Genomic DNA, 24,493 nt, shown 5'->3' on the forward strand with positions numbered 1-24,493 from the left:
CATCAACCCATCCCCCCCCCCTTTCCGTTTTCAGGGAGGGCCGGATGGCCAAAGAAGAGTTCATTGAGTTTGAAGGCCATGTCGAAGAGGCATTGCCCGACGGTCGTTTCCGCGTGAAGCTGGAAAACGGTCACGAGATCATCGCGTACACGGCCGGCCGCATGCGCAAGAGCCGCATCCGCTCGTTGGCGGGTGACCGCGTCACGGTTGAAATGACGCCCTATGATCTGTCCAAGGGGCGCATTACCTATCGGCACAAGGACGAACGTTCCGCCGGTCCCGGCGGTGCCGTACGACGTCCCCCGCCGCCGCGCCGCCGGTAAGTTCGGTTGCAACGGCCGGAGGACATTCCAAACATGGATGCCGGACCGGCCGTTGAACATATAACCCCGTATCATCGGGGCGAATACTGGTCGGATGCCATCGTCCATATATTGGGTGTGGCAGCGGCCTGGTCGGGCGGGATCTGGCTGATCCTGTCGCGATTGGACCTTGGCGCTTCCGGCGGCCTGCTGGCGCTGGTCATTTATGTCGCCGCGATGGCCGGTATGCTGACATCATCAGCAAGCTATAACCTGATCAATCGTCATCCGCTGAAGGAAACGCTGCGGCGGATGGACCATGCATTCATTTATGCTGCCATCGCGGGCACCTATACGCCCTTGCTGGTCCGCCTGCCGGTGACACAGGCGGTTGCCTCTCTGGCACTGGTCTGGTGCATTGCCGGGGTCGGCGCCCTGTTGAAACTGCGGGCCCCGCGCCGGTATGAACGGGTGGGGCTGGCACTCTATATCGGGCTGGGCTGGATCGGGCTGCCGATGATCCCGGCCTTGTCGGGCCGGCTGCACCCCGATACCGGTACCTGGATTGCGGCCGGTGCCGTGATCTATACGCTGGGTGTTGGCGCCTATCTGGCGGTACGCGTGCGCTACCACAATACGGTCTGGCATCTGCTGGTGCTGGCCGCCGCTGCCTGCCATTTCAAGGCGATGGTGGTGGAGTTCACCCCGATCTGACAGATACGGAAATGGGCTCTCTGCATCCGTTACCAGATGCAGAGAGCCGCCTCACTGATCAGAACTTCACCTTGCCGGACAGACCCCATTCCCGCGGCCGCCCGTAGCTGACTTCCGCCAGACCGAAGGCAGGGCTGGCGTTGCCGGATACGAAGTACCGGCGATCCGCCAGATTGGTGCCGAACAGCGCCACGCTCCAGCGGTCGTCGGCAGAGTTGTAGGTCAGGCGCGCGTTCATCACCGCATAGCCGGACTGCGCAACCAGCTCCGTATTGGCCACATCATTGTAGAACTTGCTGTAGGCCGACACGTCGCCGCGTAGGGTCAGGCTGCTGCCGTCAGCCAGTTCATGGGTATATTGCGCGCCGGCGTTCACCGTCCATTTCGGCGTCTTCACGAATTTGGCCGCCTTGGTGATGGGCAGCACCTGCGTCGGTCCCAATCCGGTCCCGACCTCGTCATAGGATGCATCGGTATAGCCGACGCCCAGATCGACATCGAAGCCGGTGAACAGCCGGGCGCGCATTTCCAGTTCAGCGCCTTGGATGGTGCCCTTGGCGGCATTGGCCACGAAATTGCGCGGCGTCTGGTTCACCGTGAGCTGGATATTGTCATATTTGCTGTAATAGGCGGCCAGATTCAGGATCAGCCGCTTGTCCAGCCATTCGGTCTTGGCACCGGCTTCGTAGGTCCAGATGGTTTCGGGCTGGTACTCCGTCACTTCCGATGCATCGACCAACGGACGGGCGTTGAAGCCACCGCTCTTGAAGCCCTTGCCCGCCGAAACATACAGCAGCGCGTCCTTGGTTGCCTTGTATTCAACACCCACCTTGGGCGTGAAGGCATTCCATTCGGTCGACCGTTGGACATCGGTGAAGATCACATTGTCGCGCTGGCGCTTGTTGTAGACGGAAATCCACTTTTCATCGCGGTTCCAGCGGCCTCCGACGGTCATGGACAGGGCGTCGGTGAACTTCCAGGTACCCTGGCCGAAAGCGGCGTAGGACTTGTTGTCGATCTTGTTCAAGATCAGCGTGGCCGGCGACAGAGGCGCGGCCAAGGGCGGCCACAGACCGATGGCCAGATCGGCCCGGGCATCGTCGGTGCCCTTTTCAGCAAAGTAATAGAGCCCGGCCACCCAGCTCAGCCGATCATCGAAGCTGTCCCCGCTCAGCTGGAATTCCTGGCTGAACTGCCATTGGTGGTCGTTGTTATAGGTTTCCCGATATTTGAACGGGCTGTTATCCCCGTCACGCGCAAAGACCGCATGCATCTTGCGATAGGCCGTGATGCTCTTCACATCGACGGCACCCGGGCTCCAGGACAGGGTGCCCCCCACGCCCCACAGGTCCAGATCGTTGATGTTCGGACCTGTGGCCCAGGTCGTATAGGGATCGTCGGTGACGAAGGAACTGTTCAGCGTCTTCTGCCCGTTCGGCGCCGTGATGCCGAAGGTGGAGGCCACGAACTGATTATAGTTGGTCAGGAACGGTACGCCGGTCAGGCCCGGTGCCGGCGCCACGGCCAGCAGCTTGTTGGGGGCCGAATGTTCCCGCGCGCGCGTCACATCGCCGGTGATATGCAGGCTCAGTTCTTCGCTGAGATGGGCAAGGATCTGGGCGCGGCCGGAATCGGCGTTCTTGTCACCCATCTCGCCGCCGTCGCTCAGCCGCTTGGCGTACCCGTCGCGGTTCAGGCTGGAGAAGGAGAGGCGCGTCAACACTTTGCCTTCGGCCAGCGGCACGTTCAGCACGCCCTTCGCGTCAAACCGCGAGTAGCTGCCGGTGGTCAGTTCCGCACTGCCGGACAGGTTATCCGTCGGCGCCTGGGTTGTGATCAAAACAGCGCCACCGATCGTGTTCTTGCCGAACAGCGTGCCTTGCGGGCCGCGCAGAACCTGCACGCTCTGCAGGTCCATGGCATCCATGATGCCGCCGATGGATCGCGCATAGTAGACGCCATCCACATAGAAGCCGACACCAGGGTCGCTGAAGATGGCGAAGTCGTTCTGACCGATACCACGGACGAAAACCGTGGCGTTGTAATTGCCACCCGACAGGGCTGCCGCACCGTCGAAACGGATGTTCGGCGTGAACTTGGCGATATTGTCCAGCGTTTCGACGGTACGGGTTTCCAGGGCTTCGGCATTGAAAGCCGTCACCGCCACCGGCGTATCCTGCAATGCTTCCGCCCGACGACGGGCCGTCACCACCACTTCTTCCAGAACGGCCGGTGCGTTCTGTGCAACGGCGGGAACCGCTGCCGCCAGGGCAAGACCGATGGCGGTCAGTGTACGTGACAGATTGTGGGGACGCGTGTTCCCATTCGCCGGATGTATCCGACGGTCACCCTTGTTCATTGTTACCTCCCAGTGAGACTTTTTTTGAAACGCTCTTCTTGTCGCGCTTTCAGGAAGAGACAGTCAGTGAACTGACTGTCTCTTTTATAGTTATTTGCTATAACATAGTGACAGAACCGAGGCCCTCCCGCAAGCTGTTTACGGGAGAAATGCGCGGGATTTTCTGACCTTGCAGCAGAGTAATCCGCACGATTGAAGGTAAAAGCCCGCCTGGGGAGACGGCCATTATCGGTGGGGTTTGGCCGGAAAGGTGCCCCGAAGAAAATAGCGCTGTCAGCGCCCTAAAGTTGCAAATAAGGCTGAATTGTAATGAGGGCTACTCATTCCGGCTGACCGCGGGAAAGAGCCTGTTCCTTCAGCACATGCTTTTGCAACTTGCCGGAGCCGGTGCGTGGCAGGTCATTGGTAATCAGAACCCGCTGCGGCCGCTTATATCGGGCAACACGTCCGTCCAGGTAGGCCATGACCCGTTCCGCCGTCACGCCGGTTCCGGGGCGGGGAACGACATAGGCCCAGCCCACCTCGCCCCATCGATCATCGGGCATGCCGATGACAGCGGCTTCCGCGACGTCATCCATTTCCAGAATGGCCGCTTCCACCTCTGCCGGATAGACATTCTCTCCGCCGGAAATGAACATGTCCTTCTTGCGGTCGACCAGATAGTAGAAGCCTTCAGCGTCACGCCAGGCGGCGTCGCCGGTTCGCAGCCACCCCCCCTGCTCCGCCAGTCCGGGCAGTTCCGGACGGTTCCAGTAGCCGGGCGACAGATTGGGGCCAGCAATCCAGATCTCGCCCACCTGCCCGTCCGGCACGTCGTTCCCGTGGTCATCGACCAGGCGCAGGCGCAGGACCGGGCCGGGGATGCCGGCCGATCCTGCCTTGGCCAGGATCCGGGCGCGATCGGCGATGGGCATGCCAAGCACTGTACCGGACTCGCTCATCCCATAGCCGTCGGCGATGGTGATGCCGTCGTCACAGAAGCGCTGGATCAGAGCCGCCGGCATCGGTGCGCCGCCCGTACACAGCGCCACCAGGCCCCGCAACCTCTCCGGCTTGTAGTCCGGGTGCTGGCGCAGGGTCTGCGCCATCTGTGGCACGCACATGTAATGGGTGATACCCAATTCCAGGTCGGCCAGCCGGTCCAGCGTCACCGTCGGATCGAACCCCCGCGACATCAGCAGCGTGCCGCCCTGGGCCAGGGGGGTGCGCGTCATGGTCACCAGCCCCACCACATGGAACAGCGGCATGTCGCAGAGAATGACCGACTGCGAGGTCACCTTGTTCATCAGGCCAAAATTCACATTGGTGAAGAACAGGTTGCTTTCGGTCAGCAGCACCCCCTTCGGCCGGCCGGAGGTGCCGGAGGTGTAAAGAAGCGTGCTGGGCGTCTCGACCGACGGCACGCTGGCGGGCCGGACCGGTGCCGTCGCGTCCCATTCCGCCGCCGTCGCCGCCAGGTCCAGAACCGGCACCCTGTCTGCGGCGGCGCGGATGGCCGTGTCCTTGAAATCGGCATCTGCCAGCAACAGTGCCGGCAAGCAATCCCCGACCTGGAAATCAAGCTCCGGAACGGTCAGCCGCCAGTTCAGCGGAACCAGCATCGCCCCCAGCCGGGCCAGGGCCAGATGCAGGATCGGGATGGCCGTGTCATTCCGGGCCAGGACGGCGACGCGCTGACCGGCCACGGTGCCGATGCGCCCCACCAGCCATGCGGCACACTGGTTTACCGCCCGGTCAAGGGCGGCATAGCTGTAGCGTCGGCCGCCGGCCAGATCGACCATGGCCAGCTTGTCAGGCTGCGCCGCCGCCTGGAAGGCAACCGGATCGGGGGCGGGCAGGAACAAGGCGGGGCTGTTCATCGCGTCGGTCTCTGCTGGTCCAGGAATGGGTTTGGCGACGGGGCGCGACCAAGGGCCATTTGATCATGGCCCTTGGTTGGGCGCCGTCACTCCCGGCGATAGGCACCGAGGCCGGGCTTGTAGCTTTTTTCGTCGATGAACTGGCGGATGCCTTCCTTGCGGCCGTCATTGTCGAAGGAATTGGCGGCTTCCTGGGCGCGGACCAGGAAATCCTCGGCATTGTCGTAGGTCATGTCCTTGACGCGGCGGACGGCGTCCTTGGCAGCCTTCAGGGCGACCGGGTTCTTTTCCAGCAGCACCTTGGCCAGTTCCGTCACGCGGTCCTTGAGCTGGGCCAGCGGCACGGCCTCGTTCACCAGGCGCCATTCGGCGGCCTTGCGCCCGTCGATCGCCTCCCCGGTCAGCGTGTGGTACATGGCATCGCGCATGGACATCAGGTCGACGGCCACCTTGGTCGCCCCGCCGCCGGGCAGGATGCCCCAGTTGATCTCCGACAGGCCGAACTTCGCCTCTTCCGCGGCAATGGCCAGATCGCAGGCATAAAGCGGGCCGTAGCCGCCGCCGAAGCACCAGCCATTGACCATGGCGATGGTCGGCTTCTGGTACCAGCGCAGGCGCCGCCACCAGCCATAGGCCTCGCGCTGCGCCTGGCGCGTGGCGCCCAGCCCGTGCTTTTCCGTCTCGCGGAAATATTCCTTCAGGTCCATGCCCGCCGACCAGGCCGACCCCTCGCCCGACAGGACCAGAACCCCGACATCGTCGCGGAATTCCAGCGCGTCCAGAACCTCCATCATCCGACGGTTCAGCGTCGGGCTCATGCAATTGCGCTTCTCCGGCCGATTGAACCGCACCCAGGCGATCCCTTCGATCACGTCATAGGCTACCGTATCCGTCATAATGCTTGTCCTGATGAAAGATCAGATGGGGAAATGCCCGGGCTGGGTTTCCAGCGTGATCCAGCGCAGTTCGGTGAACGCATCCACACCGGCCTTGCCGCCGAAACGGCCATAGCCGCTGTCCTTTACCCCGCCAAAGGGCATCTGCGCCTCGTCATGCACCGTAGCGCCGTTGACATGGCAGATGCCGGACTGGATCAGCCGGGCCAGACGCAGGCCGCGTGCGGCGTCACGGGTGAAGATCGAGGCCGACAGGCCATATTCGGTGTCGTTGGCGACGCGGACAGCTTCCGCCTCCCCGTCCACGCGGACGATGGTGGTGACGGGACCGAAGCTTTCTTCCGCATAGATTCGCATCGCGGGCGTGACATGGTCCAGAATGGCGGCGGACATGCAGGTGCCCGTGGTCGGGTTCGGCTGATACAGCTTCGCCCCCTTGGCAACGGCGTCGTCGATCAGGGCCTGGATACCGGTCACGGCATGCGGGTCGATGACCGAGCCCAACGGCGTCTTCGCCTCACGCGGATCGCCGGCGACCAGCGTCGCGGCCTTGGCGGCGAAACGGGCAACGAAATCATCGGCGACCTTGCTGTCAACGACGATGCGTTCGGTTGACATGCAGATCTGGCCGGAATTGAAAAAGGCGCCGAAGGCGGCGGCCTTCACGGCTTCGTCCAGGTCGGCATCGTCCAGCACCAGCAGCGGCGCCTTGCCCCCCAGTTCAAGCAGCACTGGCTTCAGATTGCGGCCCGCGCGTTCGGCGATGATGCGGCCCACCCGGGTGGAGCCGGTGAAGTTGATGCGGCGAACGGCCGGGTTGTCGATGAGCGCCCCCACCAAAGCGCCCGCATCGGCCGGGGCGTTGGTCAGCACATTGACAACGCCGGTCGGGAAACCGGCATCGGCCAGCGCCAGACCGATCAGCGCATGCGTGCGGGGGCAGAGTTCCGACGCCTTCAGGATCACGGTGTTGCCGCAGGCCAGCGCCGTCGCGACCGCGCGCACACCCAGGATCACCGGCGCATTCCAGGGGGCAATGCCCAGAATGACGCCCACGGGCTGGCGCACCGCCATGGCGATGCAGCCGGGCTTGTCCGACGGAATGACCTCTCCGCTGATCTGCGTCGTCAACGATGCGGCTTCGCGCAGCATGGACGCGGCCAGGGTGACGTTGAAGCCAGCCCAACCCGCCGTTGCCCCCGTTTCCGCTGCCATTGCAGCGATGAAGTCCGGCATGCGCGCCACCAGGGCGTCGGCCGCCTTCAGCAGCAGGGTGCGGCGGGCATTGGGCCCCGTCTGCGACCAGGACGGAAAGGCGGCAGCGGCGGCCACGGCAGCAGCAGCGGCATCGTCCAGCGTCGCAGCCGCCGCAGTGCTGGCCACGTCACCGGTCACGGGATTACGGCGATCGAACGTGGTGCCATTGCTGGCCCCGCGCCATTCGCCGCCGATCAGCAAATCGGCTTCCAACCGATTGTCCATGATATCTCCTCCCACGCTATGGCGTATTATTGGTTATGTTATATAACGATTGCGCCCAACCCGCAAGCGGAACCTTGCCGCCGGTGGCTCACGCAGCGTCGTCAACAAACCGCCCACGGATGGTCATCAGGCTGACCGCACCTCCAGCCGACAGCACGACAGGCACCATGGCCATGGCCACACCGGCCGGCCCCCAGCCCTGCCCCAGCAAGTGCCCGGCCACCAGGGGGCCGGCGATGGAGCCCAGGCGCCCCACCGCGATGGACGCCCCCGTCGCCAGGCCCCGGACCTTGGCCGGGTAATAGCGGGGTATGACGCCATAAAGGGAATATTGCGCGCCCAACAGGAAGAAGCCGGCAATGCCCGCCAGCGCCAATACCGGCCCCAGGCTGTCCGCACCGGCCAGACCGAACATGGCCAACGCCAATGCCGGATAGGCCAGGATGATGGGCAGGCGCGGCCCCAGCCGGTCGACCAGCAGACCGATAACCACGGAGCCGATCACGCTGCCGGCATTGAAGGCAAAGGCAGCCTGGGCACCGCCGCTGCCGCCAAGCCCTTTGGCCGCGACCAGGGAGGGCAGCCAGTTCAGCAGCAGGTACAGCACCAGCAGTGTCATACCGAAGGTGAACCATGCCAGCAGCGTCGTCAGGGCGCGATTGTCGCCGAACAGCGTGTGGACAGCGCCCGGCCGTTCCGCATGATGGGCATGTTTGTGGGGGGTATCATTCCCCATCAGCACATACATGGCCGGCAGAAGCACCAGCGGCAGCAGGCCACCCACCAGGAAGATGCTGTGCCAGCCATATTTTTCCAGCAGGCTGGCAGCAAACAGGGCCGCAAGCGCACCCCCAACCGGCATGCCGCTGAACATCAGGGTCGTTGTGCGGGTCCGCCGTTCCGGCGGGGCGATTTCCAGGGCGACGGCAACCAGGCTGGGCATCGCCGCGCCCATGCCGGCACCGGCCAGCAGGCGATAGACGCCCAACGATACCGGCCCCGACGCGATCAGCGTCGCCAGCGTGCCCAGGCCGAAGATGGCGACACAGCCCATCAGCAGGCCCTTGCGCCCCATCCGATCGGCCAGCCAGCCGCCGGTGAGGGCACCGCAGACCAGCCCCGCCATGCCGGCGCCGAACACCACGCCCGCCTGCTGTGGCGTCAGGCCCAGTTGCGGCAGCAGATAAGGGGCTGCAACGCCGATGGCCTGTATGTCGAAACCTTCCAGCAGCGCGATAAAAAAGCAGAGCAGCAGGGTGATGCGCCCACCCGTGGTCGCACGGGACGACAAGCCCATGGGGTAACCTCCCGATCAGTCCCATTCGCGGGACTATTATCTTGTCCCTGATGATATCACGAGTCGTTATGCATTATAATAATTAATCATGCCAATCGGCCGGCGGGCGATATTTTCTCCGGTGATCAACCGACTGGCGCGCCGCTCCGCCGCGGTTCTCACCGCATTCTCGCTCGCCAGGAGGCCGGGTGGTTCAGGCCGTCAGGGCTTCGATCGCGGGTGACCGGTACGCCGCTCACCGATTCGTTACGCAGGATAATCTTTTCTGACCCGACTCGTCGATGATAGGGCAGGATGCGGCCATGCATGCAGGGACGCGATTGCGCTCTCGAAAATCCAGCAGCGGAATTGTAGCCTGCAATAACAATATGGAACATCAAGCAAGGTGATGAAGGATGGATGAGCAGGAACGCACCGGCGTGGATCTTTCGGCGCTGCAACGGTCGGTCGGCTATCGCCTGCGCCGGGTGCAGATCGGCGCTTTCAGCCTGTTCACCCAGTTCATGTCGGAATTTGACATCCGTCCGACCCAGTTCGCGATCCTGACGGTGATCCGCGACAATCCCGGCCTCAGCCAATCCCAGATCAGCGATGCGCTGGGGCTGAAGCGGGCCAACCTCGTACCGTTGCTGGACGGTTTGGAGGATCGGGGACTGCTGGTCCGCTCTCCCTCCCTGACGGACCGCCGCTCCTACTGTCTGCATCTGACCGACCATGGGCAGGAGCGGATGCAGGCCATCCAGGCACAGCATGACGCCTATGAACAGGAATTGACCGCCAGCCTGGGACCTGCCGGCCGGTCGGCGCTGCTGGCCCTGCTGGACGGTTTCAAATTCGCCGGTGGTGAGGGAGAAGGCGGTGATCTGGGCTGATCTCCGGCCCAATCATTGATCCATCAAATTCTTCTGGCGTCGCTCCTGATCAACCTGTATACAGGATGAAAATCCAACATACAGATCGCGGGGAGACGCCTGATGTCCGCAACCTTTCCCGTCAACGCCTGGTACGTTGCCGCCTACGATGTAGAGGTGGGGCGCAGCCTGCTGGCGCGCACCATCTGTGACAAACAAGTCGTCCTTTATCGCAAGCTGGACGGCACGCCGGTCGCGCTGGCCGATGCCTGCTGGCACCGGCTGCTGCCGCTGTCTTTGGGCAAGCTTGAAGGGGATCGGGTGACCTGCGGCTATCATGGCCTTAAATTCGATGATACCGGCCGCTGTGTGCATATGCCGTCCCAGCACACGATCAACCCCTCCGCGGCCGTCAAGACCTATCCGCTGGTGGAACGCCACCGGTTCCTGTGGATCTGGCCGGGCGATCCGGCGCTGGCCGATCCCGACCTGATCCCCGACATTTCCTGGATGGCCTCGCCCGGCTGGACGGCCGATGGCAAGGTGATCCACGCCAAGTGCGATTACCGGCTGGTGCTGGATAATCTGATGGACCTGACGCACGAAACCTTCGTGCATGGCTCGTCCATTGGCAACGAGGCCGTGGCGGAAGCACCGTTCCAGGCCACCCATTCCGACAAGACCGCGACCATCACCCGCTGGATGATCGATATCGAGGCCCCGCCCTTCTGGGCCGGCAATCTGGGCCAGAAGGATCATGTGGACCGCTGGCAGATCATCCGCTTCACGGCCCCGTCCACCATCATTATCGAGGTGGGCGTGGCCCCGACCGGCACCGGCGCGCCGGAAGGCGATCGCAGCAACGGTGTCGATGGCCGCGTCATCAACCTGCTGACGCCCGAAACCGGCAAGACCTGCCATTATTTCTGGGCCTTCGCGCGCAATTTCAAACTGGATCAGCAGAATGAAACGCATCGCATCCGCGAAGGCGTGGCGGGGATTTTCCGCGAGGATGAATTCATCCTGGAAGCCCAGCAGAAAGCCATCGATGCCAATCCGGGCCATGTCTTTTATAATCTGAACATCGACGCCGGTTCCATGTGGGCCCGGCGGCTGATCGATCAGATGATCGCCGCTGAACAGGCGCCGGCCCTGGCGCTGGTACAGGCGGCGGAATAGGACGCGGCAACGAACGGGACAGGTCAGGGAGCGGCAGCGGATGAGCTACAACAAGGATGCGGCGCAGACGGTGCGGGCCCTGGCCGGCATCCGCAACCTGATCCTGCAGGGCGCGGTGGAGCCGGGTGACCGCCTGTCGGAACCGGCCTTGGCGGAACGGCTGGGCATTTCCCGGACACCCATCCGCGCTGCGCTGGCCCGCCTGGAACAGGAAGGGTTGCTGGAGCGCGTGGCGTCCGGCGGGCATATCCCCCGCCGTTTCACCCTGGCGCAGGCCATTGATGCCATCGAGTTGCGTGGTGTGCTGGAAGGCACGGCGGCGCGTCTGGCCGCCGAACGCGGGGTGGAACCGCGACGGATGCTGGCCATCAATCGGGTGCTGGATGCGCTGGACGATGCCTTGTCGTCCAATCCCGCCGACCCGCCGATGGACCGTTACCTTGCGCTGAATGCGGAGTTCCATGAATTGCTGTCCGGCCTGTCCGGCAGCGAGACGGTGGAGCGGGAGATCGACCGCATCACCCGCCTGCCCTTCGCGTCCCCCAGTGCCTTTCTGGAACGGGCCGACGGAGCAGCGGTGGTGCCGCATTCCCTGCTGATGGCCCAGGCCCAGCATCGGGCCATGATGGAGGCGATCAGCCTGCGTGAGGGGGCAAGGGCGGAATCCCTGGCCCGCGAGCATGCGCGTCTGGCCCGCCGCAACCTGGAGACCGCGATGCAGGGCGGAAGCGAGGCGTTGCGCCACTTCCCGGCACTGGCACTGGTCGTCGGCTGACATCTGCACGACGGTCCGCGCACAGGCGCTGTCTGACTGATCAATCCGGGCTGTATACAGCTTGGCTCATTTTCCGGCGCCCCGGCTGGCGGCGCCGAAGGGGGACACTTGCGCCCCCGTACATGAACAGGAAGGGAGGACCTAAGATGAAAAATGCCGCCGTCTGGCTTGATGCGGAAGTCGCGCGTGTGGAAGATGTGGCGGAAGGTGTGCGTCGGCTGGAATTCACCGCTGCCACACCCTTTCCCGCCTTCGACCCCGGCTCTCATGTGCAGTTCCGGGTGAAGGTCGGTGACGGCTGGGTCGTCCGCTCCTACAGCTGCCTGCCCGATGCCGCCCGCGGCAATGTCGCGGTGGCCGTCAAGCTGCATCCGAACAGCCGCGGCGGATCGCGGTTCATGTTCACCCTGCAACCGGGCGACAATATCCGCCTGACGACGCCGGACAACCGGTTCGAGCTATCGTGGCGGGCTCCTACCTATCTGCTGATGGCCGGTGGCATCGGCATCACCCCCATCTATGGCATGGCGCTGGCGCTGGCGGCCAAGGGGATGAAGCCGCGCCTGGCCTATGGCGGGCCCAGTCTGGCCGCCATGCCCTTCATTGCGCCGCTGCGCGCCGCCCTGGGCGATGAACTGGCGCTTTATCCCCAGGATCAGGGAGCGATGATCGACCTAGCGGCGGAGATTGCGCGTCTGCCGGCCGATGGCGAGCTGTATATCTGCGGCCCGCTGCCCATGCTGGATGCCGTCCGTCAGGCCTGGCTGGCCGCCGGCCGGCCGTTGAGCCGGCTGCGCTATGAAGTGTTCGGCGATACCGGCCGGTTCACGGAAACGTCGTTTCAGGTGAAGGTGACCGGCTATGACCTGGCCATCGACGTGGCCCCGGACCAGTCGCTGCTGGACGCGCTGATCGGGGCCGGGGTGGCGATGATCCATGAATGCCGGCGCGGAGAATGTGGCATGTGCGCCGTGGACGTCCTGGACAGCAATGGCCCCCTGGATCATCGCGATGTGTTCTTCAGCGACGAGGAAAAGCGGGAGGGCAAACGCATGTGCACCTGCGTCTCCCGCTCGCCGGGCGGCTGTGTCACCATTGATACCGGATACCGGCCCTGATCAGGCCGGATCTTCGTCGATTTCCGTCAGGGTGGCCGGTGGATACCGGTCACCCGATACGGCGTCGGGCGCGAACAGCATTTCCAGCCGTTGCAGCAGATCAGGCGACAGGGGCTGTTCGGCCGCCAGCATATTGTCGCGCAGGTGGTCGATCCGCGTCGTGCCGGGAATGGGCAGGACATGGGGCCCCCTGGACAGCAGGAACCCCAGGCAAAGTTGCGCCGGGCTGCGGCCGGCGGCATCGGCCAAACTTCTGATTTCTGCCGCCAGGGCCAGATTGGTGGCCAGATGCGGCGGCCGGAACCGCGGCATGCCACGGCGGATATCGTCAGGTTCCAGCGCGTCTGGATCGCTGACAACCCCCGTCAGAAAGCCCCGACCCAAGGGGGAGAAGGCCACCAGCGCCGTGCCCAGCCGGGCGCACGCGGGCAGCAGGACCCGCTCCACCCCCCGGCTCCACAGCGAATATTCCGACTGCACCGCGGCGATGGGATGGATGGCGGCCGCCCGTTCCAGGGTCGGCGTGGACACTTCCGACAGGCCGATGGCCCTGATCTTTCCCGCCTGTACCAGATCGGCCAGGGCGCCGACACTGTCTTCGATGGGCACCGCCTTGTCCCAGCGGTGCAGATAGTAAAGATCGATGATTTCGGTACGCAGACGGCGCAGCGCCTCTTCACAGGTCTGGCGCAACGTGTCCGGCCGGCCGTCAATGACGCGGCGGCCATTGATCCCCGTCATGCCGCATTTGCTGGCCAGGGTGATCTGCTGGCGGAAGGGCTGCAAAACCTCCCCCACCAGTTCCTCGTTCCGGCCGAAGCCGTACAGGGCGGCGGTGTCGAAATGGGTCACACCCATCTCCACTGCCACTTCCAGCACGCGACGCGCCTCGGCCGGGCTGGGTTTCCCGCCATAGGCATGGTTCAGGTTCATGCAGCCCAGGCCGATGGCGGAAACGGTGAAGGGGCCGAGTTGGCGACGGGCAAGGCTCATGTTCATTCCTTCGCTGACAATACCGGCCCCGTTCCCGCCTTCATCACAGCGGCAGGCCGATGTAATTCTCCGCCACTTCCGCCTGGGCGGTGCGCGACCGGGCGATATGGTCCAGTTCGGCAACCTGCATCTTCCGATCCCAGGGTTCGGTATTGGGGAAACGGTGCATCAACTGCGTGAACCACCAGGAGAAACGTTCGGCCTGCCAGATGCGGGCCAGCGCGCGGGGAGCATAGGCCTCCAATGCCGCCTCGTCACCCTTCTGGAAGAAGTCCACCAGGGCTTCGGCCAGGTAATGCACGTCGGACGCGGCCAGATTCAGGCCCTTGGCCCCCGTCGGCGGCACGATATGCGCGGCGTCACCGGCCAGCAGCAGACGACCATGGCGCATGGTTTCGCACACGAAGGAACGCAGCGGGGCAATCGATTTCTCGATGGACGGTCCACGCGTCACCTTGGCGGCATCCGCGCCCAACCGCACGCATAGTTCATCCCAGAAGCGATCGTCGCTCCAATCCTCCACCTGTTCGGTCAGCGGCACCTGGATATAATAGCGGCTGCGGGTGTTGGAGCGCATGGAGGCCAGCGCAAAGCCGTTTGGATGGCTGGCATAGACCAGTTCATGGTCACACGGCGGCACATCGGCCAGGATGCCCAGCCAGCCGAAGGGATAGACCCGTTCGAACGTCTTCAGCACTTCGGCGGGGATGCTGGCGCGGCTGACGCCATGGAACCCGTCGCAGCCGGCGATGATGTCGCAATCGATCCGATGCGAAGCGCCGTCATGATCGTAGGTGACGTGCGGCGCGGTGCCCTCGATATCATGAAGGGCGACATTGCCGGCGCTGTAGACCACCTTGATCCCGCGGGCGTCGGCCGCATCCATCAGGTCGCGCGTCACCTCCGTCTGGCCATAGACGGTGACGGTGCTGCCCGTCAGCGCTGCCATGTCGATACGGATGCGCTTGTTCTCGGTGACCAGGCTGAACCCGTCATGGACCAGCCCTTCGGCATCCTTGCGGGCGCCAACCCCGATGCGGTCCAGCAGATCGACGGTGACCTTCTCCAGCACGCCGGCGCGGATGCGGCCCAGGACATAATCCCGCGTCTGGCGTTCCAGCACCACGCAATCGATCTTCGCCTGCCACAGCAGGTGCGCCAGCATCAGGCCGGACGGCCCGCTGCCGACAATGACAACCTGGGTTTTCATTGTTTCCTCCAAGGGATTCTCGATGGGCGCGGATCGGCCGGCCGGGAGGGGCCATCCCCATCCCGGCCGGCATGTGCGTCAGCCCAGAAGCTGCTGTTCCAGCTTGTGCAGCACCTCGTAACAGGGCAGCACCTTCGCCACGCTGGCATTGGGCTCGCGGCCCTCGCGGATGGCGGCAATGAACTCACGATCCTGCAATTCGATGCCGTTCATGGAGACATCGACCTGCGAGACATCGACCTTTTCCTCGCGCCCTGTCACCAGATCGTCATAGCGGGCGATATAGGTGCCATTATCGCAGATGTAGCGGAAGAAGGTGCCCAGCGGCCCGTCATTGTTGAAGGACAGGGACAGGGTGCAGATGGCGCCCGTCACGCTTTGCAGCTGGATCGACATGTCCATGGCAATGCCCAGTTCCGGATGGATGGGGCCCTGCAGGACATTGGCCTTCACGATCGGCCCGGACTGATAGGCGAACAGGTCGACCGTGTGGGCGGCATGGTGCCACAGCAGATGGTCGGTCCAGCTCCGCGGCTCGCCCTTCGCATTCATGTTCTTGCGGCGGAAGAAATAGGTCTGCACATCCATCTGCTGCACGGACAGTTCGCCGGCCACGATACGCTTGTGCAGCAACTGGTGCGACGGGTTGAACCGGCGCGTATGGCCGACCATGCAGACCAGACCCGTGCGCTGCTGCGTTTCCAGCACGGCCTGGGCGTCGGCCCAACTATCGGCCAGCGGGATTTCCACCTGCACATGCTTGCCGGCATTCATGCAGGCAATGGCCTGGGCCGCATGCATCTGCGTCGGCGTACACAGGATCACCGCATCCACGTCCGGACGGGCCAGCGCCTCCTCCAGCTCCGTGCCGGCATGGACAGCGCCATATTTTTCCGCCACGGCCTGTGCCTGATCCAGGCGACGGCTGATGACGGAGGTGATGGTGACACCGGGGATGAGTTTCAGCGCGTCCAGATGCTTTTCCCCAAAAGCACCCGCACCGACCAGGGCGATCCTCATGTCACAGGCTCCAGTACAATATGGCCGACCGCCGTGTTGCTGGCCGGAACGTGGTAATGACGGTGCAGTTGGCGGACATCGGCGCCCAGTGCGCCGCGCATGATCAGCCACATCACCATCTCGATGCCTTCCGAGCCCGTCTCCCGCAGATATTCGATATGCGGGATGGTGCGGAGGCGCTGACTGTCCTGGCTCATCATGTCCAGGAAACGATTGTCCCATTCGGCATTGATCAGGCCGGCGCGCGGACCCTGGATCTGATGGCTCATGCCGCCCGTGCCCCAGATCTGGACCTTCAGGTCCTCTGGATAGCTTTCCACGGCCCGGCGGATGGCCTCGCCCAGCAGCCAGCAGCGGTTGCCCGACGGCGGCGGGTAGGTGACCACGTTGACCGCCAGCGGGATAACCTTGACGGGCCAGGCTTCGGGCTTGCCGAACATCAGGCTCATGGGCACGGTCAGGCCATGATCGACATCCATCTCGTTGATGATGGTCATGTCGAATTCGTCCAGGATACAGCTCTGGGCGATGTGCCAGGCCAGATCCGGGTGGCCTTCCACCACTGGCACGGGGCGCGGGCCCCAGCCTTCATCGGCCGGCTTGAAGCTCTCCGCGCAGCCGATGGCGAAGGTCGGGATGATCTTCATGTCAAAGGCCGACGCGTGGTCGTTATAGACCAGGATGACCACGTCGGGCTTTTCGTCCGCGATCCATTGCTTGGTCCAGTCGAAACCGGCGAAAACGGGCTGCCAATAGGCTTCCGCGGTCTTGCCCAGGTCGATGGCGACGCCGATGGCGGGGACGTGGCTGCTGGCCACGCCGGCGGTGATACGGGCCATTCAGTTGCCCTCCTTGATGGAACGGACACCCTTGGGTGAACGGCCGCCGGCCAGCATCATCGCCTGATACTCGGCGACCGACATGCCGGTCATGGTGCTGACGGCCTGCACAAAGCTAAGCCCGTCGGTGGAGAAGAGTTTGGCCAGGAAGTAGATATTCCCGCCCAGATCCAGCAGCCGGTTGTAATCCCGGGCCAGGATGGCTGCCTTCTGATCGTCGGTCAGCGGCCAATCCTCCAGATAGGCCTTCTCATCCGCCTTCCACCGCGCCCGGTTTTCCGCCTTCATCAGGCTCATGGCGAACTGGTTGATCCAATAGCCCTTGCGGGCGCGGGCGGCGGTATAGACCCTGGTGCCGGGTATATCGTCGAATTCCGCCAGATAGGCGTGGATATCCTGGTGCCCCGTTTCCGGCATCACTGCCCCCTCCCCTTCAGGATCGCGTCCAGGCGGGGGAACACGCGGCGCGCGTTCCCTTCATAGATCGCGTGTTTTTCCTCAGGCCCGATATCCAGGGCCTCGATATAGCGCTTGGTGTCGTCGAAATAATGCCCCGTGGTCGGATCGATGCCGCGCACCGCACCCACCATTTCGGACCCGAACAGGATGTTCTTGGTGTCGATCACTTTGGCCAGCAGGTCGATGCCCGGCTGGTGATAGACGCAGGTGTCGAAGAACACATTGTTCATCAGATGCCGGCCCAGATCGGGCTTCTTCAGCATGTCGGCCAGACCGCGATACCGGCCCCAATGGAAGGGCACGGCCCCGCCGCCATGGGGGATGATGAAGCGCAGGCTGGGGAATTTGCTGAACAGGTCGCCTTCCAGCAGCTGCATGAAGGCGATGGTGTCCGCCGCGATATAGAATGCGCCCGTGGCGTGCATGCAGGCATTGCACGATCCCGACACATGGATCATGGCCGGCACGTCCAGTTCCACCATCTTTTCATACAGCGGATACCAGTACGGGTCGGTCAGCGCCGGGTGGGTAAAATGCCCGCCACCGGGATCCGGGTTCAGGTTGCAGCCGATGAAGCCATAGTCGTTGACACAGCGTTCCAGCTCCGCAATCGACGCCTCCAGCCCCGCCTTCGGCGATTGCGGCAGCATGCAGACGCCGACGAACGTCTCCGGGTAAAGCCGGACGACGCGCGCGATCAGGTCGTTGCAGCGTCGCGCCCATTCGATGCTCACCGCCTCGTCCCCGACATGGTGGGCCATGGCCGAGGCGCGGGGGCTGAAGATGGTCAGGTCGGCGCCACGTTCGCGGATCAGCCGAAGCTGGTTCTTCTCGATCGTGGCACGGATATCATCGTCGGAAATTTCCGGATAGGGCGGCGGAGCGGTGCCGGCCTTGAAGGCTGCTACCTGCGCCTCGCGCCAAGCATTATGGGCCTCCGGCGCCGTGGTGTAATGGCCGTGGCAATCGATCACGAGGGTCATGATTGTGACTTCCCGTTATGGGTGAGATGATTGAGTTTGGCGGCCAGCCCTTCGGGCGCGGTGCCGCCCAGGGAGCCCAGCCGGCGTTGGCGGATGATGGTCCCCTGCGTCATCGCCGGCTCCACGCCCAGCGAGGTCAAGGTCTTGGCCACCTCTTCCATTTCGGCCGCCCGGCGCAGACCATGCACCAGCATGCGGTCCAGATTGTAATCGGCCTTGGCCGGCCATTCGGCCCCCAGGGAGGACAGGACCTCGTCCACCACCCCGGCCGATTGCGCGGCCAGGATCATCTCCGCCGTCAGCGCCTCGATGCCCTTGACCATGACGGACCGCACCATCTTGATGGCAGACGCGCGCCCCACCTCTGCTCCAACGCCACGCCGCTTGCTGAAGCCCAGGTTGGCCAGCGCTTCCAGCCCGGCGTCGGCATGCGGACCGCTGACCAGCAGCGGCACCGACAGGCGGGCGGGATCGACGGGGGCCATGACGGCGACATCGACATAGCGGCCGCCCGCCGCCTCTACGACTTTGGCGGCCGCACGTTTGGTGTCCGGGGCGACGGAGTTCATGTCGCACCACAGCGCACCGGGCGCCAGCAGCGGCGCATAGGCTTGTGCCGCCGCCAGGGCCTGATCGGCTGTGACCAGACAGAGCACGACGGGCCGCCCGGCCAGGGCGTCGGCTGCATTCTCCCGGCCATCGACGCCGGCGACGGCATAGTCCTGCCGCTTGCCCGGCGCCAGATCAGGCCGCAATGTCTTGATATCGAACACCGACGCGCGGGCGCCCCAGGCACCGGCGGTGGCGAAGGTGCGGCCAGCCTCGCCGAAACCGACAAGGGCGACCGGGGTCAGGGGGGGATTGGGTTCGTTCTGCATGGCCCAACCCTGGCGGCAACAGGGGGCATGCGGCCAATCAGTTCCGACGTCCGGTCATAAGTTTTAGCTAATCGTGCCGCTGATGCCCTTTGCCGTCTCCTCCAGCGCGCGGATGAAGGCCGCCTGTGCCGGGGTCGGGCGCCAGCCACTGCGCGTGGTGATACCGATGGTCCGGCGCAGGTCGCCCGGGGCCTCGCCAACCCGCGCAACCACGCCGGCCTGCAACTCCACCGCCAACTGGTCTGGCGACAGCAGGGTCAGGAAATCACTGTCGCGGATCAATTGCCGTACGGTGATGACGGCCCCGCATTCGATCGACACGCGCGGCACGGGCAGGCCCGCCGCCTTGAACATCGCCTCCCACTGCGTGCGCAGCGGCGTGCCGGCCGGCGGCACCACCCAGGGGTAATCGGCCAACGCCGACCAGGGGGCGGGATGGCCGATCAACGGGTGGCCCGGCCGGGCAAAGACGACGGGCTGGTCATCGAACAGGGGCTGCTGGTCCACCTCCGCCGGCGGCACTTCCAGCCGCAGCGCCCCGATCAGCAGGTCCAACTCACCGTCGCGCAACGGGTCGATCAATTCGGTGTGGGAGCCTTCGACAATATGGATGGTCACTTCCGGGCGGGAGCGGTGGAAGCTGGCGACGGCGCTGGGCAGCAGCCGGGCACGCGACAAGGGCATGGCCCCGATGGCGACGCGCCCCACCTCCACCCCGTCCAGCGCCTGCAATTCCGTCAGCGCCGCCACCAGTTCGGCACGCGCCAGACGGAAACCGCGCAGCACGCGCTGTCCGGCCTCTGTCAGGGCGATACCCCGCCCCCGCCGTTCGGTTATTGTGCGGCGCAGCGCCAGACCCAAATCCTTTACCGCCCGGTGCAGGGTCGGCTGCGACAGGCCGCTATCGTGGCTGGCCTCTGCCAGACTGCCCGACGTGCCGACGCTGATCAGGGCGCGCACCTGCGCCATGGTCACCCGCACCGACCCGATATGGGTCAGCGCCGCCTCCAGCCGCGGTTGCAACAGCAGGGCGGCCGGTGTCGGCACCATGCCATCGGCCCGGCGCGCGAACAAAGGGCGGCCCAGCTCCCGTTCCAGCCGGGCGATGCCCTGGGTCACGGCCGGCTGGGTCAGCGACACGGCCTGGGCGGCGGCACTGATGCTGCCCAGACGGGTCACCTCCAGCACGGCGCGCAGATGGCGCAGGTTCAGATCCCATATGTGCATTGCAACACGATTAGCTAAAACTTATGGCCCGTCCATGCTTCTGAATTGCCGTACCGGCGGGCTGGGGTCAAGACAGAAGCCAGCCCAAAGACGGAGAATTCAATGTCCGGCATTGTCGTCCAGAATATCGCCCGCGCCGATGCGTCGGTCATCGACGGTTTGGCCCGCTGTGGCGTGGCCACGGTGCACGAGGCGCAGGGCCGCACCGGCCTGCTGGCCTCACACATGCGCCCCATCTATCCTGGTGCCCGCATCGCCGGGTCGGCCGTCACCATTTCCGCCCCGCCGGGCGACAATTGGATGGTGCATGTCGCCATTGAGCAGATCCGTGACGGTGACATCCTGGTCCTGGCGCCGACCAGCCCCTGTGAAGATGGCTATTTCGGTGACCTGCTGGCGACGTCGGCCCTGGCGCGGGGCTGTCGCGGGCTGGTGATCGATGCCGGCGTGCGCGATGTGCGCGACCTGACGGAGATGAAGTTCCCTGTCTGGTCCAAGGCCGTGTTCGCCCAGGGCACGGTGAAGGCCACCCTGGGATCGGTGAATGTGCCCATCGTCTGTGCTGGAGCCGCCATCCAGGCCGGCGATGTGATCGTCGCCGATGATGATGGCGTCTGTGTCGTGCCGCGGGAAAAGGCCGCCGCCGTGTTGGAGAAGGCGCAGGCGCGGGAAGCGGCGGAAACCGCCAAGCGCGCACGGCTGGCCGCCGGCGAACTGGGCCTGGATATCTATGACATGCGCGGCAAGCTGGCCTCCATGGGGCTGAAATATGTCTGAGGCGGTGGGGACGGACGGTGTGCGCTGCATGTGGATGCGCGGCGGCACCTCCAAGGGCGGCTATTTCCTGAAGGATGATCTGCCCGCCGATACTGCCGCGCGCGATGCGTTCCTGCTGTCCATCATGGGATCGCCCGATCCGCGGCAGATTGACGGCATGGGCGGGGCCGATCCCCTGACCAGCAAGGTGGCCGTTGTCAGCCGGTCGCAGCGGCCGGGAATCGACGTGGATTACCTGTTCCTGCAGGTCTTCGTCGATCAGGCCATCGTCTCCGACAGTCAGAACTGCGGCAACATCCTGGCCGGCGTCGGTCCCTTTGCCATTGAACGCGGTCTGGTCGCGGCGACGGGGGACGAGACCAGGGTCGCCATCTTCATGGAAAATACGGGCCAGGTGGCTGTGGCGACCATCGCCACGCCGGGCGGCAAGGTCAGCTATCATGGTGATGCCCGCATCGACGGCGTGCCCGGCACCCATGCGCCGGTGCCCGTGGAATTCCGCGACACGGCGGGATCAAGCTGTGGTGCCCTGCTGCCCACGGGCAATGCAGTGGATATCATCGATGGCGTGCCCGTCACCCTGATCGACAATGGCATGCCCTGCATCGTCATCAAGGCCAGCGATGTCGGCGCCACCGGGTACGAGGACCGGGAGACGCTGGACGCCGACATGGCCCTGAAGGCGCGGATCGAATCCATCCGGCTGCAGGTCGGGCCGCTGATGAATCTGGGTGACGTGTCGGCCAAATCGGTGCCGAAGATCATGCTGGTTGCCCCGCCGCGCCAGGGGGGGGCCGTCTGCGTGCGCAGCTTCATCCCCCACCGCGCCCATGCGACCATCGGCGTGCTGGGGGCGGTCAGCGTCGCTACCGCCTGTCTGGTGCCCGGATCGCCTGCGGCCGATGTGGCCGTACTGCCGCCCGGTGACCGCAAGACCCTGTCGGTCGAACATCCGACGGGGGAAATGAGCTGTGTGCTGGAACTGGATGCGGCTGGACAGGTGCGCACCGCTGCCTTGCTGCGCACCGCCCGCAAGCTGATGGATGGAGTTATCTTCGCATGACCGACCGGATCCGCAGCTGGGCCGACGCCCCGTCCCGCCCCCGCTTCGCCCCGCCGCCGGGGGCCGTGGATGCGCATTGCCATGTGTTCGGCCCCATGGCGCAGTTCCCGTTCAGCGCCAAGGCCAAGTATCTGCCCCAGGATGCCGGGCCGGACATGCTGTTCGCCCTGCGCAAACACCTGGGCCTCAGCCGCAATGTCATCGTCCAGGCCAGTTGCCATGGCACCGACAATGCCGCCACCCTGAATGCCATCGCCGTGTCGGAGGGCACCTGCCGCGGCGTGGCCGTGGTGGATCCCGCCATCGACGATGCGGAACTGGAACGGCTGCACGCGGGCGGCATCCGGGGCGTGCGCTTCAATTTCCTGAAGCGCCTGGTTGATGATGCGCCCAAGGACAAGTTCCTGGAGGTGGCGCGCCGTATCCAACCTCTGGGCTGGCATGTCGTTGTCTATTTCGAGGCCGACATTCTGGAGGAGTTGCGCCCCTTCCTGGATGCCCTCCCTACCCCTGTGGTCGTTGACCATATGGGGCGGCCCGACGTGACACAAGGGCCGGCCGGCCCTGACATGCTGGCTTTTCGCCGTCTGCTGGACAGCCGTCCGGACATCTGGACCAAGGTCACCTGTCCCGACCGTCTGTCGGCGGCACCGGGCTGGGATGATTTCGCGGCGGCAGTGGCGCCACTGGTGGCGGATTACCCGGATCGCGTCCTGTGGGGCACGGACTGGCCGCATCCCAATATGGAAAAGAACATTCCCGATGACGGGCTGGTCGTGGACATGATCCGCCGTATCGCGCCGACGGCGACATTGCAGCACAAGCTGCTGGTCGCCAACCCGATGATCCTCTACTGGCCGGAGGAAGCGATTCCGCCAGCACCCTGATGGTGTGATCTTCCGGTTGTTTGCGCCGGCACAAAGGACGGGCGGTCCGAACGCGGTACAGGGTGAGAAACCCCTTGATGCCGCAGAGGACCGCCATGACCGCCCATTTTGAGGAAATACCCCGCCCGACCGGTACCCGGCTGGCCTTGTTCGCCTATGGTTTTCGTCCTTTCTTCCTGGCGGCTGGGCTGCACGCAATCATCATGTTGGGCCTGTGGCTGATGGTGCTGCATACCGGTCGGTGGCCGGCGCAGCTGGGCAATCCAGCGGCCTGGCATGGGCATGAGATGCTGTTCGGCTTTGCCGCCGCCGCCATCGCCGGCTTTCTGCTGACCGCCGTGCCCAACTGGACGGGGGAACGCGGCTATGCGGGCGGGCGCCTGATGGCGCTGACGGGGCTGTGGCTGGCGGGCCGGCTGGCGCTCAACCCCATCGCCCCCTTGCCGGTGTTGCCGGGGGCCATCATTGATCTGGCCTTCTTCCCCGCCCTGTGCGCCATGGTGCTGCCCTCCATCATCAAGGCGCGCAATCGTCGCAACTATGTGATGGTGCTGTTGCTGGCCCTGCTGACGGCGACCAGTGCGCTGTACCATGCCGACCGGCTGGATTGGTTGCCCGGTATCTGGACGCGGGGGCGCACGCTGGGCATCGACATGGTGCTGTTGATGGTGGCCCTGATCAGCGGGCGCATCGTCCCCTCCTTCACCGTCAGTGCGCTGAAGCGTGTCGGCCGCAAGGTGGCGGTGGCGCCCTTCGGCTGGCCCGACCGGCTGGCCTTGGGGTCTATGGCCCTGCTGGCCCTGGCCGACATGGTTCAGCCGGACGGGCTGTTGCCTGGATTGGCGGCCCTGCTGGCCGGGATCGCCCATGCCTGGCGCCTGTCGCGCTGGCAGGGACTGAAGACGCTGGACCAGCCCATCCTGTGGGTGCTTCATCTGGCCTATGCGTGGATACCGGCGGGGCTGCTGCTGAAGGCGGCATGGCTGCTGGCCGGTGCCGATATCGGTCAGGGCTGGATCCACGCCATCACGGCGGGAGCCTTCGCCACCATGATTGTGGCGGTGATGAGCCGTGCTGCCCTGGGCCATACGGGACGTGACATCGTGGCGGCGCGGCCGACGGTGGCCGCCTATCTGCTGCTGACGGGTGGCGCCCTGGTCCGGGTGCTGGCGCCGCTGCTGCCCGATCTGCGGCTGGCCTACAGCATCGCTGGCAGCTTCTGGCTGGCAGCCTTCCTGCTGTTCGTCTTCGTCTATGCCCCCATCCTGGTGATGCGCCGCGCCGATGGACGGCCGGGATGAACCGGCATGGCGTTTTTCCAGGCG

At 64.7% G+C, this 24,493-nt stretch carries 23 protein-coding genes; 10 read left to right on the forward strand and 13 right to left on the reverse strand.

Going from position 1 to position 24,493, the window contains the following annotated elements; genetic code table 11:
• Positions 1-44 precede the first annotated feature (44 nt).
• Together infA and trhA are read left to right on the forward strand one after the other, a co-directional pair.
• Positions 45-323, forward strand: coding sequence for a translation initiation factor IF-1 (infA, locus tag ACODTW_RS01910; protein WP_488944183.1), 279 nt, complete (start codon positions 45-47; stop codon positions 321-323).
• 33 nt (positions 324-356) lie between these two features.
• Positions 357-1,016 carry a PAQR family membrane homeostasis protein TrhA gene (gene trhA, locus ACODTW_RS01915; protein WP_488944184.1) on the forward strand — a complete coding sequence of 220 codons (660 nt, stop codon included), beginning with the start codon at positions 357-359 and terminating at the stop codon, positions 1,014-1,016.
• Positions 1,017-1,074: 58 nt separating this feature from the next.
• Here the strand turns inward: trhA and ACODTW_RS01920 are convergent, their stop codons facing one another.
• The 5 genes from ACODTW_RS01920 to ACODTW_RS01940 all read right to left on the reverse strand — a co-directional run bounded on the left by ACODTW_RS01920 (position 1,075) and on the right by ACODTW_RS01940 (position 8,909).
• Complete coding sequence (locus tag ACODTW_RS01920; RefSeq protein ID WP_488944185.1) at positions 1,075-3,375, reverse strand: TonB-dependent receptor; 2,301 nt, start codon at positions 3,373-3,375, stop codon at positions 1,075-1,077.
• Between the two features lie 320 nt (positions 3,376-3,695).
• Positions 3,696-5,234 (reverse strand): AMP-binding protein, encoded by a 1,539-nt coding sequence (locus tag ACODTW_RS01925; RefSeq protein WP_488944186.1) that lies wholly within the window; start codon positions 5,232-5,234, stop codon positions 3,696-3,698.
• Positions 5,235-5,320: 86 nt separating this feature from the next.
• Complete coding sequence (locus ACODTW_RS01930; protein WP_488944187.1) at positions 5,321-6,130, reverse strand: p-hydroxycinnamoyl CoA hydratase/lyase; 810 nt, start codon at positions 6,128-6,130, stop codon at positions 5,321-5,323.
• A gap of 21 nt (positions 6,131-6,151) precedes the next feature.
• The gene (locus ACODTW_RS01935) at positions 6,152-7,612 is read right to left on the reverse strand and encodes an aldehyde dehydrogenase (protein WP_488944188.1); all 1,461 of its coding nucleotides are present in this window, start codon (positions 7,610-7,612) and stop codon (positions 6,152-6,154) included.
• Between the two features lie 88 nt (positions 7,613-7,700).
• Positions 7,701-8,909 carry an MFS transporter gene (locus ACODTW_RS01940; RefSeq protein ID WP_488944189.1) on the reverse strand — a complete coding sequence of 403 codons (1,209 nt, stop codon included), beginning with the start codon at positions 8,907-8,909 and terminating at the stop codon, positions 7,701-7,703.
• A gap of 395 nt (positions 8,910-9,304) precedes the next feature.
• Here ACODTW_RS01940 and ACODTW_RS01945 point away from each other — a divergent pair, with 395 nt between their 5' ends.
• The 4 genes from ACODTW_RS01945 (at position 9,305) to ACODTW_RS01960 (ending at position 12,832) form a co-directional block, all read left to right on the forward strand.
• Positions 9,305-9,781: a MarR family winged helix-turn-helix transcriptional regulator gene (locus ACODTW_RS01945; RefSeq protein WP_488944190.1), complete on the forward strand. Its 477-nt coding sequence runs from the start codon at positions 9,305-9,307 to the stop codon at positions 9,779-9,781.
• A gap of 102 nt (positions 9,782-9,883) precedes the next feature.
• The gene (locus ACODTW_RS01950; protein ID WP_488944191.1) at positions 9,884-10,939 is read left to right on the forward strand and encodes an aromatic ring-hydroxylating dioxygenase subunit alpha; all 1,056 of its coding nucleotides are present in this window, start codon (positions 9,884-9,886) and stop codon (positions 10,937-10,939) included.
• A 40-nt stretch (positions 10,940-10,979) separates the two neighbouring features.
• Positions 10,980-11,714 (forward strand): GntR family transcriptional regulator, encoded by a 735-nt coding sequence (locus ACODTW_RS01955; protein WP_488944192.1) that lies wholly within the window; start codon positions 10,980-10,982, stop codon positions 11,712-11,714.
• Between the two features lie 146 nt (positions 11,715-11,860).
• A complete protein-coding gene (locus ACODTW_RS01960) occupies positions 11,861-12,832 on the forward strand; it encodes a PDR/VanB family oxidoreductase (protein WP_488944193.1) in 972 nt (323 codons plus the stop codon).
• Here ACODTW_RS01960 and ACODTW_RS01965 read toward each other — a convergent pair whose 3' ends face one another.
• The 8 genes from ACODTW_RS01965 to ACODTW_RS02000 form a co-directional block, all read right to left on the reverse strand.
• Positions 12,833-13,825: an aldo/keto reductase gene (locus tag ACODTW_RS01965; protein WP_488944194.1), complete on the reverse strand. Its 993-nt coding sequence runs from the start codon at positions 13,823-13,825 to the stop codon at positions 12,833-12,835.
• 43 nt (positions 13,826-13,868) lie between these two features.
• Positions 13,869-15,035, reverse strand: a complete 1,167-nt coding sequence (pobA, locus tag ACODTW_RS01970; RefSeq protein ID WP_488944195.1) for a 4-hydroxybenzoate 3-monooxygenase — start codon at positions 15,033-15,035, stop codon at positions 13,869-13,871.
• A gap of 78 nt (positions 15,036-15,113) precedes the next feature.
• Positions 15,114-16,055, reverse strand: a complete 942-nt coding sequence (locus tag ACODTW_RS01975) for a Gfo/Idh/MocA family oxidoreductase (protein ID WP_488944196.1) — start codon at positions 16,053-16,055, stop codon at positions 15,114-15,116.
• On the reverse strand, positions 16,052-16,894 hold the full coding sequence (locus ACODTW_RS01980; RefSeq protein WP_488944197.1) for a class III extradiol dioxygenase subunit beta: 843 nt from the start codon (positions 16,892-16,894) through the stop codon (positions 16,052-16,054). Before ACODTW_RS01980 ends, ACODTW_RS01975 begins: the two co-directional genes overlap by 4 nt.
• Complete coding sequence (gene ligA / locus ACODTW_RS01985) at positions 16,895-17,311, reverse strand: protocatechuate 4,5-dioxygenase subunit alpha (protein WP_488944198.1); 417 nt, start codon at positions 17,309-17,311, stop codon at positions 16,895-16,897. It abuts the gene before it with no gap.
• Positions 17,311-18,336: an amidohydrolase family protein gene (locus ACODTW_RS01990; protein WP_488944199.1), complete on the reverse strand. Its 1,026-nt coding sequence runs from the start codon at positions 18,334-18,336 to the stop codon at positions 17,311-17,313. The genes ligA and ACODTW_RS01990 overlap by 1 nt, the downstream gene beginning before the upstream one ends.
• Positions 18,333-19,214, reverse strand: a complete 882-nt coding sequence (locus tag ACODTW_RS01995) for an NAD(P)-dependent oxidoreductase (RefSeq protein WP_488944200.1) — start codon at positions 19,212-19,214, stop codon at positions 18,333-18,335. The genes ACODTW_RS01990 and ACODTW_RS01995 overlap by 4 nt, the downstream gene beginning before the upstream one ends.
• A 63-nt stretch (positions 19,215-19,277) precedes the next feature.
• Positions 19,278-20,441 carry a LysR substrate-binding domain-containing protein gene (locus ACODTW_RS02000; protein WP_488944201.1) on the reverse strand — a complete coding sequence of 388 codons (1,164 nt, stop codon included), beginning with the start codon at positions 20,439-20,441 and terminating at the stop codon, positions 19,278-19,280.
• A gap of 102 nt (positions 20,442-20,543) precedes the next feature.
• Between ACODTW_RS02000 and ligK the strand changes: the two genes are divergently transcribed.
• The 4 genes from ligK (at position 20,544) to ACODTW_RS02020 (ending at position 24,469) form a co-directional block, all read left to right on the forward strand.
• A complete protein-coding gene (gene ligK / locus ACODTW_RS02005; RefSeq protein WP_488944202.1) occupies positions 20,544-21,218 on the forward strand; it encodes a 4-carboxy-4-hydroxy-2-oxoadipate aldolase/oxaloacetate decarboxylase in 675 nt (224 codons plus the stop codon).
• The gene (locus tag ACODTW_RS02010; protein ID WP_488944203.1) at positions 21,211-22,281 is read left to right on the forward strand and encodes a 4-oxalomesaconate tautomerase; all 1,071 of its coding nucleotides are present in this window, start codon (positions 21,211-21,213) and stop codon (positions 22,279-22,281) included. The genes ligK and ACODTW_RS02010 overlap by 8 nt, the downstream gene beginning before the upstream one ends.
• The gene (locus ACODTW_RS02015; RefSeq protein ID WP_488944204.1) at positions 22,278-23,168 is read left to right on the forward strand and encodes an amidohydrolase family protein; all 891 of its coding nucleotides are present in this window, start codon (positions 22,278-22,280) and stop codon (positions 23,166-23,168) included. The genes ACODTW_RS02010 and ACODTW_RS02015 overlap by 4 nt, the downstream gene beginning before the upstream one ends.
• Before the next feature lie 95 nt (positions 23,169-23,263).
• Positions 23,264-24,469 carry an NnrS family protein gene (locus tag ACODTW_RS02020; protein WP_488944205.1) on the forward strand — a complete coding sequence of 402 codons (1,206 nt, stop codon included), beginning with the start codon at positions 23,264-23,266 and terminating at the stop codon, positions 24,467-24,469.
• Positions 24,470-24,493: the final 24 nt, after the last annotated feature.

It is taken from the genome of Niveispirillum sp. FG148, from assembly GCF_057809655.1.